This window comes from uncultured Cardiobacterium sp., from assembly GCF_938028825.1.
Taxonomy (GTDB): domain Bacteria; phylum Pseudomonadota; class Gammaproteobacteria; order Cardiobacteriales; family Cardiobacteriaceae; genus Cardiobacterium.
In genome coordinates this window covers 24,436-37,228 of record NZ_CALIZP010000036.1, presented here as the reverse complement: position 1 = coordinate 37,228, position 12,793 = coordinate 24,436, and the positions used below count along the sequence as shown (strand labels likewise).

The 12,793-nt window shown below is 54.5% G+C and carries 12 protein-coding genes; all 12 read right to left on the bottom strand.

All coding sequences use genetic code 11. From position 1 onward, the window contains the following. Window positions 1-88: 88 nt before the first annotated feature. The gene (locus tag Q0562_RS05905; RefSeq protein WP_298642442.1) at window positions 89-364 is read right to left on the bottom strand and encodes a hypothetical protein; all 276 of its coding nucleotides are present in this window, start codon (window positions 362-364) and stop codon (window positions 89-91) included. Between the two features lie 76 nt (window positions 365-440). Then, entirely contained in the window at window positions 441-1,595 is a 1,155-nt protein-coding gene (locus Q0562_RS05900) for an LPD7 domain-containing protein (protein ID WP_298642439.1), read from the bottom strand. A gap of 34 nt (window positions 1,596-1,629) precedes the next feature. After that, complete coding sequence (locus Q0562_RS05895; protein WP_298642436.1) at window positions 1,630-3,579, bottom strand: type IV secretory system conjugative DNA transfer family protein; 1,950 nt, start codon at window positions 3,577-3,579, stop codon at window positions 1,630-1,632. 9 nt (window positions 3,580-3,588) lie between these two features. After that, window positions 3,589-4,773 carry a P-type DNA transfer ATPase VirB11 gene (virB11, locus tag Q0562_RS05890; protein ID WP_298642434.1) on the bottom strand — a complete coding sequence of 395 codons (1,185 nt, stop codon included), beginning with the start codon at window positions 4,771-4,773 and terminating at the stop codon, window positions 3,589-3,591. Then, window positions 4,695-5,855 (bottom strand): hypothetical protein, encoded by a 1,161-nt coding sequence (locus Q0562_RS05885; protein WP_298642431.1) that lies wholly within the window; start codon window positions 5,853-5,855, stop codon window positions 4,695-4,697. The genes virB11 and Q0562_RS05885 overlap by 79 nt, the downstream gene beginning before the upstream one ends. A gap of 1 nt (window position 5,856) precedes the next feature. After that, window positions 5,857-6,948: a TrbI/VirB10 family protein gene (locus Q0562_RS05880; RefSeq protein WP_298642429.1), complete on the bottom strand. Its 1,092-nt coding sequence runs from the start codon at window positions 6,946-6,948 to the stop codon at window positions 5,857-5,859. A 78-nt stretch (window positions 6,949-7,026) separates the two neighbouring features. After that, window positions 7,027-7,962, bottom strand: a complete 936-nt coding sequence (locus tag Q0562_RS05875; protein ID WP_298642426.1) for a hypothetical protein — start codon at window positions 7,960-7,962, stop codon at window positions 7,027-7,029. Window positions 7,963-7,995: 33 nt separating this feature from the next. After that, a complete protein-coding gene (locus tag Q0562_RS05870; protein WP_298642423.1) occupies window positions 7,996-9,348 on the bottom strand; it encodes a toprim domain-containing protein in 1,353 nt (450 codons plus the stop codon). A 24-nt stretch (window positions 9,349-9,372) separates the two neighbouring features. After that, a complete protein-coding gene (locus tag Q0562_RS05865; RefSeq protein ID WP_298642420.1) occupies window positions 9,373-10,920 on the bottom strand; it encodes a zincin-like metallopeptidase domain-containing protein in 1,548 nt (515 codons plus the stop codon). Beyond that, window positions 10,908-11,117 (bottom strand): hypothetical protein, encoded by a 210-nt coding sequence (locus tag Q0562_RS05860; protein ID WP_298642417.1) that lies wholly within the window; start codon window positions 11,115-11,117, stop codon window positions 10,908-10,910. The genes Q0562_RS05865 and Q0562_RS05860 overlap by 13 nt, the downstream gene beginning before the upstream one ends. A 35-nt stretch (window positions 11,118-11,152) precedes the next feature. Continuing rightward, the gene (locus Q0562_RS05855) at window positions 11,153-12,058 is read right to left on the bottom strand and encodes a TrbG/VirB9 family P-type conjugative transfer protein (protein WP_298642415.1); all 906 of its coding nucleotides are present in this window, start codon (window positions 12,056-12,058) and stop codon (window positions 11,153-11,155) included. After that, window positions 12,055-12,792 carry a virB8 family protein gene (locus Q0562_RS05850; RefSeq protein WP_298642412.1) on the bottom strand — a complete coding sequence of 246 codons (738 nt, stop codon included), beginning with the start codon at window positions 12,790-12,792 and terminating at the stop codon, window positions 12,055-12,057. The genes Q0562_RS05855 and Q0562_RS05850 overlap by 4 nt, the downstream gene beginning before the upstream one ends. Between the last annotated feature and the right edge of the window lies 1 nt (window position 12,793).

Sequence of the window (12,793 nt, the reverse complement as noted above, 5' to 3'; positions counted from 1 at the left end):
ATGATATCGACAAGCTATTTAGGATCTGTATGAAAAATGAAATCCATTAGCTATAACACCTCTGTGCTGGTTTGTTGAAAATGGGTGATCACAAGCTGTGATCGTTTTGTTTTTCCCGTGTCCGGGGCTTTTGTTGTTCGGCCATTCTTTCCGCATGGCTTTTCCTGTTTTGTTCCGTGCGCGCCGCGTTGTTCAATTCTTTTTGCGCAATGGGTAACCCATGCTGAATGTCCGATTTGAAGTTCTTTATATCCATTCTTCCCCCATTGCGGGCAAATATGGATAACTGTTGGTCAAAAGTATTTTCCAGGTCTTTGTATTCTTTTTCGTCCAGTGGGAACAGTTTGGTGACTTCGCTCAACATTAATTTCCGGGTATAGGCAATGCGCTGATCCAGTGATAATTCATCAAATTCCGCCTGCGAGAGGTCTTTCCCTGATTCATTCTTGACCTTTCTGATTGCCGTCGTTCACGGGTTTGTCGCTTTGTGGCGATTCGTTTGCATGATCCGCATTTCCCATCGTTGCGGCCGGGTCTTTGGTTTGCGCCTCCGGACGGGGCGGCTCTTGGGATGGCTGTTCGTTGGCAAGGTTTTGCTCCGGTTCTTGGCGGGGTTTGATGTCAAGGGCCTCGGTAATATCTCCGCTGTGTGCGGCCTGTTCTTTGCGCTCGCGTTCTTGCGCCCCCAAGAGGCGTTTCTTGTCGGCTTCCGTTGGTTCGTAGCCGCGGGTTTCCATTCCCCGCATTTGTGCCTGAAACCACATCTCGGCTTTGGCCGTTTTGCTGCCGCCGGTGATCTTGATGACATCCCAGCCCATGTCTTGCGCAATATCCAGGGATGACTGGATATTGCGATCCGTGTTGTCACAGATGATTTTGTTTTTACGGATCGTGATGCGGCTGCCATCACCTTTATGCTCAAATACGGCTTCATTGCGGAAATCCAGCATCCTTGACGGATTCAGCACATGCTTCCTGACTTCCGTGTATTCGTTTTGGGCATTGAATCGTTCAAAGGTGTAATCCAGATGGATTTCTCCCCCTGCTTTTTCCGGTTCCAAACCACGATTGAATTTGCGCTTGAAGGGTTCTTCCGGCTCTCGGTGCTTTTCTTTTGCCGGCAAGCCATAAAATTCCCGCAATACATCCGGTTTGGGCAAGCCATACAGGGTGTCATTCGCGGCGAATTGGTAATCCGGCATGGCAACCGGTTCGTCTGCTTTTTTGCCGGTCGCTTCACGCACGATTTCTTCCAGTTCGCCGCGCAGTTGTTGGTACATCGCTTCCCGCCACCGTTCTTCCGAACGTTCCCAATCAGGCTCAATCATGACTTCTTCATGTGTTGATCCTGCCTCTTGGGTGGTCTTGGCGGCTGGTTGTGTGGTGGACATCTGTTCCGGTCCGATGTCCGGCGCAGGCCATTCTTGCGCAATGTCCGGGGCAGCCTGTCCCTGCTCGCCGCTCGGGGCGGGTGGTTCCATCCCTATGGGTGGAGGGCCTTCTTCATACAGGTGTTCCGGAGGTTCATAACCCGCATTGCGGGGATCATCTCTGGGGTCATCATAGTGGCTGACAGCATCAGGATCGTTTTGCATGGTTCTTCCTCTTATTGGTTAGTGCATGGAATCATCAGACGGCCGTTGCTTGCCGTTGCGTGTTTTCTTCCAGCACACGGCCGATAAAATTGCCGACAACAGCTGTGGTGAATGCCTGTCTGGCGGCGTATTCGTTGATGTTGTCTTCAAGTCTGTTGCGATAGGTTCGGCTTTCATCACAGACGATTGTCTTCACGGCATCGGCAATGACTTCTTTCCTATCCATCCGTTCTTTTAATGGCCGGACAATGGTATTTCTTTGTCCTTTGAATCTTGGAATAAAGACACGATCCTTGTAATAGCAAATCTTTTGAGCCCTGATCGGGTGTGAGATGCCATCGTAAATAATGATTTCCTCTTGTAGCGGCATGGCCCGCAGTTCTTGCGGCATCATCAAGTCACGCTGGTTCTGTGTCCGCGTCGTTGATACTCCCATGTTACCGCCGCCGCGTGAGCGCGAGGTATCCTCTTCCACGGTAATTTTGCCCAGCAATTTGGAGTATTCTTCGCTGTCGCGCACATCGTTGGGCTTGAATAATATTTTGAGGGCAATATTGGTCAGGATATTGCGGGCACCGTGTATGCCATAGGTTTTTTCATCCTCGATTTGTGCCGGACTTTGCGCAATGAACAATAGGCGCAGGTTGTATCCCGCCATGTAGGAAATGGCTTTTTCCAGAATATTGACGCGGCCGGCAGCCGTGCCTTCATCCATCAGCATCAAACATTGATATTGCAGCGATGGATCTTCATCCGGCATGACGGAAGTATTTTCATGAATCAGGATGCTGTAAAACAGGTTGATGATGGTTTTGGCCTGAATCAGGTTTTTGGGCTTGATACCCAAATAGAGGGTCATGGGTTTGCGGCGGACATCGCGCATGTCGAAGTCATCGCCGGAGGTGGCATTGGCAATGGGTTCGGACAGCCACGGGGACAGGCTGGTGGTCAGCGTGGCCAGGACGGAGGCAAAGGGCTTTTCCCCGGCGGAAATGGCACTGTTGATGGATTGGCGGGTGATGGCACTGACAAATTCATCGTTCATCAGCGAGGAAAAATGCTGAATGGCGCCGCCGGAAAAATCCGTGGCGAGATTGAGGATTTCCTTGATTGTCGGCACAAACACCACATCCTTGTTGTTTTGCGCGCGGTAGTACTGTTCTTTGTCCAGGCAATACAACCCAAGCCCCAGAAACAGTTTGCGCGCGCTGTTCGACCAAAAGGAGTCATGGGTTTCTTCAATCAGGCAGGTGGCAATTTGCAGCAGGTCATCCACCCGTTGTTCGCCACTGCGCGACACATAGGAGAGCGGGTTCCACCGGGCAGTGCGGCCATCCGGATCGAATGGGTCAAAAAGATGGACTTCATGACCGCACTTGGCGCGGAAAGCCGCCGTCAGCCGGAACAGCTCCAGCTTGATGTCGGATACCACCATCGAATGCGCGTAGGACAGTGCAACCGGGACAACAACGCCGACCCCTTTGCCGGAGCGGGTAGGAGCCATCAAGGCGGCAAACAGCTGGCCGGGCAGGGCAAGGAAGCGGTTGCCGATGCGGCCGACGATGATTTTTGTCCCGGCAAACAGTCCCCCTTTCTTGACTTCGGCGGGCGAGATGAACAAACCGGCTTCTTCGATTTCGCGGGTCTTGGCAAAGCGTGAATCCCCGTACAGACTCGGTCTTTTGCTCAATCCTTTGAGGATGATCAGGAATGCCGCAAGGTGTATGGCGCCAGACAAAAACCAGGCACCTTTCAGCGGTCGTTCATAAATGGCGCCATAAGCCATTTGGTAGTGCAGGATGTCCAGCGGATAGCTGCGGACTTGTGTTGTCAGGGCAAATTTGCCTTTGAACAGGCTGCGGATAATCCCCGCGTCTCCTCCGCTCATGAAGAAGCGAAACAGGAAACTGGCCAGCCAGAAGAAAGTCAGCAGGAATAATGCGATGCCGACGATAATCAAGAGTGCTTTTATCGCTTTTTTCATGTTCCGCCCCTACATGCCGCGCAGCATTTGTAATTTGCGCCCCGGATCAAAATCGATGCCGGTGATGTAGCGGCGGCCGCCGTGCGCCATGAAGTGCATGGATACATCAATGGTCATCATGATGAGCCGCCTGATAACGTCATACGACAAACCCGCGCCTTCTGGGGCGGCATTGATCATTAGGGCCAGCTGCTCGTAAGCCATCAAGGCACTGTCGGCGTGGCAAGAGGTGATCGAACCGCTGTGTCCATTTCCACAGGCACGGACGAAATAAAACGCTTCATCACCGCGACACTCGGCAAGAATGATGCGATCAGGCTTCATGCGCAGACACGCTTCCAGACAGCTTTTCGCGGTCACGGTGGATTCCGTCATGGCATTCTTGGGATAAACGAGGTGGACCTTATTGGGATGGTCGATAAAGATTTCCCGTGCGTCTTCGATGGTAATAATCCGCTCTTGATGCGAGATTAAATCCAGCAGGGATTTCATGAAGGTGGTTTTGCCGCTGCCGGTTGCACCGGAAATGACAATGTTTTTCCGGTAAAGAATAGCTTTCTCAATAAAGGCGCGATATTGTTTGGCTTTCAGCAGTTCTTGCAATTCTCTGTCCAATGCCGGAATGTCATCGCTGATGGGCAGGATTTCCGCAAACAGGCCGTTGGCTTGGTATTCGTCCAATGTGTAGCGCTTGCTTGAGGGTATCCGGATGGTGAGACTGGCTTCTTCCGCCGCCGGTTTGCGCACCAGCTGGGCGCGTTCGCCACCGGGCATGGTCAGACTCAGCATGGGTTGGTTGGTGTCAAATTTCTGGCTTTGCCCGGTGTGATTGATAAGGAGCGCGCCCAGTGCCTCAATCCTTTCGTTGGATTTGTTGCCGGGCTGTTCCTGCCGTTTCCATTCTGCGTTTTCTTCAAAATAGATGACGTCAGGTTCATTGATGACGATTTCCGTGATCCCGGGTTTCGTCATCAAGTCATAAATGCCGATTTGCTGGAACACAGCATGGATTTGCTGCACCAAGATGGTATCTTCGGCGTTGAGGACAATTTCCCCGCCCGCTTGATTCGCAGAGGAAACGGGAGTGAGGGCTTGGGTAAATTCATGGTGTTCTTTCATCGTGTCATGTCCCAGTCTTGTTGTCGGTGGTGTTGTTTGTCCCTTTGCGGTGCTTCCATAACGGCTTTGAGCCATTCGTCTTTGCGTGGGGTGGGATGCAGGCGTTGTGCGACGAGCAGGCGCCGTACATCGAGTTGTTTGCTGCCATCGGCGGCAATGGAGGCTTCTATCAACGGCAGATGCGTAATGCTCCCTCTGGTCAAGTCATGCAGCTTGCGCGCGGCTTCCCGGCAGCCCAATCCACGCAGGTCAATCAGCGGTGATGGATATTCTTTTTCCAGTAAATCAAGGCGCGGTTCGCCGGTTTCAGGTATCAGTGCGGCTTTTAATGATTCAGGCTTGACAGCGTATGCACGTAGTAGTATTTTCCTTATAGCTCCAGCGTCACTTGGGCCGTGGAACTCCTCACCGTGTGGTGCAGCAAGCCCGGTTTTGAACTCAGAGTGATGCTGGGGTTCTTTATTTTGAAAAAGCTCCCTCAATCCAACTTCATGTACATACAGACGCCTTAGGCTTTGCATGGTTTTGGGATCCAATTCCTCAAGTGCTTTTACGGTTACAATGACAACAAAATCATGTGAAGTATGTTCATTTGATGTCTTATTAGAATCCTTATCCAGTTCTTTATTGAATTCTTTATTTCTAATCTGGATAGGTGCAGAAAAGTATAAGTAACTACCTTTCAAGCGTTCATTCCTCAAATCTTCAGCATAAATTATCCGGCCATCTTGCAGGATATTTGGAATAATAGGGAAAGTTAATATTTTTACTGATCCCCAGCCATGACCTATATCGTTCTTTATTGCTCGACGATCTAATAATATTTCACCAACACCATTAACAATAATTTTCCCGTTATATTGTTCCTTAAACCATGCGGTAAGACGCGTAAAATGTTCCTTACTATTCCCTTTTGGGATTTCCTCACCCGTAACTGTTGTAATCGGTTCACTATCCAAATACAGCCGGTTTGAGACGGATTGCCAATCGCCATAAGCAGATTCAGCCAGAAATACCGGTGTCCTGATTTGTACCCAGCGTTCATACGGCAGTGCGGTTCTCCCGGCCGCCAAATCCCGCCCATAGGCTTCCTTGCCGCCATATCGTCTGACCGTTTCACTGAATTGCAGGGCGTCCGGGGAAAGCTGTTCTGTCATATCACCGTCCGTAGTTCTCTGCTTTATAGACTGAGGACAAATCTATATCGTCGGCGACGTAGATATTGATCATCTCGCCCTCGCGGATGTAGATAATCGGCGGCAAATCAATATTGTTTTGCAGGATTTGCCGCGCGAGATCCTGTGAGGTATCCGAGGTATTTGAGTCAACAATAACTTGTGCCGATTTACTCCGTTCTCCCAAGACTTGCAGCGCGTCACTGAAAAGCGATACCAGCAGCGCAGAGCCAATCCTTGTCCCCCAGCGGTTATCCACCTTGTCCGTGATACCGGAGGCGCCGAGGCGGTCAGTGACGGGCGAATCCAGTTGCACAACAACGTCATACGGGGTAATCAGGCGGTCCCAGATGATTTGCAGACGACGCTCACCATTGCGGACTTCGCCGTTGTATTCACCCGTGACTTTTGTCCCCTTTTCCAGCAGCAGCACCCGCGCGTTGCCGCTGTACACGTCCTGATTGATGATGCAGCTGGTAAATCCCTGTTGTTCGCTGACGATATTGGATTCCAGGGTGCAGGGGATTTTGGTCCCCTTGATCAGGGTGTAATCGATGGTGCGCATCAGTTTGACCTGCCGGGACGGGATGCGGGCCGGTGGCTCGGATTGCTGCTTCGCTTCGTAGTTGCGCACGTTGCCGCCCAGTCGCCGCGATTTGAGTGACGGCGGTTGTTCGCCCTGTTTAATATTGGGCTGTTGCAGGGCAGGCGGCTGTTCGATGATAGGGGGTGGCGACTCAGGTTGGGGTTCTACCGTCGGCAACAAGAGCGGCTGTTTTTCCGTCGCAGGTGGCGGTGCGATAAAACGGCCGATGTCATCTGGTGCTGCCGACCAGTTACGTTGCTTTTTGCTGACCGCATCGGGTTTGTGGAATATGTTGAATCCCTGCTTGAAATAGGTAAATGCGCCAAAAATGACCAAGGCGATAAGGCCGATGACAAGCAGCACCACCAACAGGATCTTCCAGAATGAAAGCTTGGTACCGCTGTCTCCGTTGAGGCCGCTGTCATCGGCATCGTCAAAATCCACAGTCCCGCCATTACCGCCGGTGCCGTTAGTGCCTGCTGCTGTCATTGCATCCCATCCTTCATGTCCTTAAAAAGGCCGCCGCAGCCGCCAGATGGCGGCCACGGTGACAACAGAGGCGGCCGATTACTCAGCATCGGCCGGTCTCTCACGAAAGGCATTGCGGTAGAGCTGCCTGCCATCCAGATAGGTTTGCCGGACCGTGTCATCGAGAACATCGTCACGACGGCGGTATTCACCGAGCACGGCCGCCAGCGTCGCCGGATCTGCCGGATCAAAATCCCAGGCATGGCGGATCACGCGGATCTCGCACTTGTTGAGCGGCGGCATCTGCGGCAAGTCATCAAGGACGGGGTCATCCGGCGGTCTTGTGTCCGGCAGATTGTCGAGGCGGCGCATCAGGGCGGCGTAGTCGTAGATGTCGTAGCCGTATTCCATTGCGGCCAATTCCGCATCAAGCGGGTCTTCACCGGGCGGCAGCATGGATTCGTCATCACGCGCCAGCAGGTTGTACAGGGTTTCTTCGTCGCCGGTCAGCGGCAGCCTGTCCATGACTTTGGCGTCCAGATACAGGACGAGGCAGCGCATCTGTTCATCCGTCAGTTGTTCAGGACATTCTGCCATCTCGTGCAGGAAGGCTGGCGTCACGGCGAAAGTCATGATGCGCTCGCCATCGAGTTCCGGCATTTTGCCCACCAGTTGCTGTTCGGTTGGGGTCAGCGGGTCAAGATTGTCCATTTTCCAGACGAGGTAATCCAGCATCTTCAGATATTCGCGGTTGTCGTGCAGGTAGCGGGCGTTTGCCGGATCGTTCAGGAAATCGAGATAGCGCGGGTCAATGCAGGTGGCGGAGACGCGCGGTTGTCCAACGAGTTCCGGCAGCCGCCGGCAAAGCGCTTCTTCGGTCTCATCGGTGTAGTCGTACTCGAACCGTTTGCGCAGCAGGGTGTCCACCACATACTGATAGGCTTCCGGTGGCAACACATGGGGCAGCCGGTCATCGTCTGCCTGTGCCAGCTGGGCAATCCATGTGGCGTAATCGGGGTTTTCGTGAGAGGTCATGATTATTGTCCTTCGGGCTTTGGCCCGTGCTGTTTAGCGGGTGTATTCAGGCTGTGGGGCTGCGGCGGTTTCCCGCTGCGGCAGCGGCCTGACGGCTCTGGTAAAGGCATCCCGCATCGGGGTGGGGTGATGGGGGACACCGACAAGTTGCCGCGTGTCGAGGCTGTAACCACGGGCGTTCAGCTCGCGTTGCAGCTGCGGCAATTTGTTCAGATCGCCGCCGATGGCATCAAAAGCGGCCTTACCCACGTCGCGGGGGCAGAGGCCGTTGATGTCCGGCAGGAGGTTCTGTCGGGGTTCCGGCTTTTTTCCGACGATACCCAGCGCGGCACCGAAGGCCATGCGCGCGGACGAACGGCCCTTTTGCACAAGCACGTCGTTCCAGTCGGTGTTTTTGCCGTTAATGGGTTCGGGGATGGCCAGCGCGTATTCGGGGTGCTTGGCGGCGACGGCGCGTGCGGCAGCGATGCCGCTGTTCTTGCCGTGTTTCTGCTCGGTGCCAAGATCGTTGTCCACGGCGATGATTTTCTTCGCGGCCGGAAACATCTGTTGCAGGGTGCCGGCGACATGGACAAGGTTGCCGGCATCGATGGCGGCAACGGCCAGCACCCGCCGGCCACCGCCGGCAAGGATTTGGTGGGCGGCCTCGGCGGTGGCGATACCCTCGGCCAGCACGATGTGGGTAGGTACCGCACGTTCGGCCGGTGAGCCAATCGGGAAATACGCCCCGCTTTTCGCCGCCTGTTTCATCAGCATTTTGGTGCCGTCAGGGGCAATGGTTTGCAGCGATACCATGCCGAGATAGCGCTCTTTCGGGACACCGGCCCATTCTCCGACCCACTCGCCGTTAATCAGCGGGATGACCATTGTCCCGTCTTCCAACCGCTTGATGCCGTGGCTGAAAGTCATGTGTTTGCGGGTGAAATAGGGCTCATCGCCACGCGCGTCGGGCAGCATCTTGTAAGCGGCCAAGGCATCTTGCCCGCGCATGATGTTGAGTTGCGCCCGCACCTGCTCCCGGGCCTGTATCTGTTCTTGCCGGTTCAGTTGGGCGGCACGCTGCACAACCTCCGGCACAGGGTCCCGCCGTGCGCCCCGGTCAGACCATGTGCGCGTTTCGCCGGTGACGAGGTTCTTGACCGTTGCCCCGGTTACGCCATCCGCGTTCTGCCAAATCTTGTAGGCACCATCATTGGACGCGGGTCTGCCTTCCACCGGGACGCGGTGCCAGACATTCGGGGTAGTGTCAAAACGCTCGACATCCAGCCCCATTGACACCGCCATCGCGCGCAGGTCTGCCATGCTGTCACCACTACCGGCGCGCTGGTAATCGCCCGGCTGGCGGTTGAATTTTTGCAGTTGCGGCAGGAGCGATTTGTCCGGCACATACCAGCAGGCATTTTTGCCATCTCATTTGGCACCCAGTGCCTTGGCTTCGTGGCGTTCGTCCCAGCTGACGGCCAGATAGACCCGCCGCGTCGTCATGGCTTCCGCCACCATCGCCTGTTCGTCGTAGGCGCGGCGGAACAGCTTGTCAAAGCGCTCGGCGACATAGGCCTGGACAACGGCATCATCTGCGGACTTACTCGTCTTGGATGTCATAGTCGTGGCGGATGTTTCCCGCACATCGTGCTTATGGGCTGCCGGAGCCGCTTGTTCCACTTCCGGCGCCGTCGGTTCCGCGGATTGTTCGGCCGCCGGAGCCACTTGTTCCGTTTCCGGCGCCGCTGGTTCTGCGGATTGTTCGGCCGCCGGAGCTGCTTGTTCCGTTTCCGGCCCGGCTGCCTCAACAGATTGCGCGGCTGCCGGAGTTGCTTGTCCCGTTTCCGGCTCCGCCGTCTCGACGGGTTGCGCGGCCGCCGGAGCCGCTTGTTCCGCCGAGTCTTTCTGTTCTGTGCTCTTTTCCTTTGTCGTGACAGTCAGTGATGCATTGCCAAACGCTATAGCAGCCGCTGGACCATCAACAACGGTGATACCACGGCGGGTAGTACGCCACTTTGCATCCTCTTTGGATAACTCTTCGGGGGTGACGCCACTGGCCGCACCCCACTTGCCGATATAGTGATAGGAAATCGGCCTTGTTTCATGCCGACTTATGCTGATTTTCACCTCGGCACCGATCTTCCCTGTTCTGGTGTAGTAAGTGCGTACCACATCACCATCCTTTGGTTGATATTCTTGTGCCGTTTTGGTCTGTACCGCCCTATCTTTTTCCGGAGCAATTTCCGCCTCATCCCGTGAAGTCAGGGGAGTTGCCGGCACAACCTGCTGTTCCCGCTCTTGCTGCCGTTCCCGCAGAGGGGCATCGATGAAATTCTTGGCCGCCGTGGCGTCTTTGAAGCCCTGCCGCAACGCCTCTTCCAGTTCCTGCCCCGTTCTTTCCGCCCAGCCTTGCAGGTAGGCGTGACTTTGTTTCGGCGAGAACGGCAGGCCATGCTCCAACGACAACATGAAGGACGACAATTCGGCCACCAGTTCTTCCCGTGCGTAGCCGGGGGTGCCGAAAGGGTGGGTCAAGTCACGGTTGAGCCTGCTTTCATGCCCGGTCCAGTGTCCCATTTCGTGGAAAAACGCCGAGTAATACTCACCGTCATTGGTGAATGCGCCCTTGTCCAACATGTGGATGGTGTCGGTATTCGGGTCATACATTGGCTCGCCCGGTGCCATGCGCGGATTATGAATGGCCAGCAGTTCGGCAAATGCCGGTAAATCCGGTGTCACTTCCCGCAATGCTTCCCGTTGCAAGACAGGCAGGTTGGTTTGCTCAATATTGAAGACGTAGTAATGGCGCACCACGCCGCGCATCTTCTCTGTCCCGTCGTCATCGATGACGAGGCGCTGCCCGTAGTAAAGAATGCCGGTGCCGTGTTCGTCCTTGCGGATGTGCCCCTGCATCTCCTTGATCTGCCGCGCGGTGGCCCAGCGCGGGTCGGTGTAGCCCCTTTTCAGGCCCTGCATGAACAAACGGACGGCATTGCGGCCACTGTATGTATTGCCTTGACAGCGTTATACGGCGCCACCAGGCCGGATGGCCAGGACTGTTGCCACGGCGCGGTGTTGTTTCGCACCGCTTCAATGACTTCGCTGATAAACCCGTCGGTAAAACGCTGTTCCGCGTTCTTTTTCGGGATGGCTTCCGCTTGTTCTTCGCTCATATCGTCTCCTCGGATTCACTCCGGCATGGCGGGTACTACAAAAGATTCATCGTTCTGTTGCGGCGGCTTGGGCGGTGTCGCGAAGATCTGCGCCCGTTGCAGTCGTGCTGCTTCGCCCCGGCGGTAATCAAATTCGCCCGGCGCCGCCCCGGCCATCGTGCGGCGGGTGCCGGGAACATTGGTCTTGGTTTCGTTCTCGCGGCGGCCGGACTGGTTGTTGCGGCGCAATCCACCGCTTCGTCACCCAAGCGGATCATCAGGCCGGGATACACGCCCTGCACGACGAGGACACCGTTTTTCTCCGTGTGCTGGTTCACCTGCGCGAGGCGGCCATCCGCCTGCAATTCATAGACCACGCCGCGTTTCGAGCCCGGGCGGAAAGTGATGAAAGTCAGGATGCCGTTGTCCCACATCCGCACCGGAATGATGTCCGCCGCCCGTTCGGTGGCGCGGTAGTCATAGTTGCTGTACATGTTGAGCGTGGCATCAGTGATGCTGCGGTTGCGCAGTACGGATGCCTCGCTCTGTTTCGCCAGTGCCGTCTTGCTTTTATTGTCCTGATAACGGATGCGCATTGAATAAATCGCCTTTGAGCGGTCGGGATATTTTTCCCATTCGCTGTTGCCGGTAATCAGCGTGAAAACATAATTGCGCTTGTTGGTATGCACCAACAAATTGGTTTCCGGCTGTTCATCCTTTGATTTGAAAACCAGAATATGATCCAGCGCCACGGTGCTGGTCCATGCATCATCAAAACCGAAAGTGAAATATTCAATGGTTTCGTCATCTTCAAAAATGATTTCTGACGCAATACCCGGCGCGGTGGGAATGGTCGGAATATTGTCCGGGTGATAGTTGATGTATTTGATGCCCTGCGCATTCGCTACCGCCCCCAGCAGGGAGGCTATGGCCAATCCCGCAATCAGCCGCCGTGCTTTCATGGTTTTTCCCCGTCTGCGCTTTCTTCTGCGGCTTCTGCGCCTTTCACATCCGTTGCCATGTCCGGCGTGAATTTGTAGCTGGTGACGACAAAGCCGAGCGGGTTCATATTGCGCGCCTTCTCGTCCATATCGAGGTCGGCGTCATAACCGAAAGTCAAGGTAACAATACCGCTTTGCCGCGAAAGGATCTGGTCCCCATTACGGATGGTCTTATCAATGCGGGCACGCATGGTTACGCCGGTATCGTCTTCTCCCTTGAATGGTGTGGGAATATCCTCCTGCTCAATGGTGACTACGCTGATTTCCAGATTCTTGTCTTTACCAAGCTGTTTCTCAATACTGACGGGCGGTTCGAACTTCTTTTTATAATCGCCAAAGACTTCCTGAGTGGAATAAATCTGCACAGTAGAATAATCATTGCGGATGGCATAATAGTTATAGCTGTCATGCGCCACGATATATTGATTGGTGAAATACTTATTGAGTGCTTCAATGTCGGACATCTGTCGCACATTGCCGGTCTCGAATGTTGCCAGACTGGTAACTTCGGTCGGCAATCCCGTGTTCTTGTCCACCACCAATACCTTGACTTCCGTCCGCTTCAACGGCGTCATGTGCATGATGGTGATCGTGAGCGCAAAACAGACCAGTGTCATGGCGGAGAAAGCCCACCATGCCACCTTTTTGGATTTGATATTTTCCTCGTCCAGCCGTTGTTCAAAATATTTAGTCATA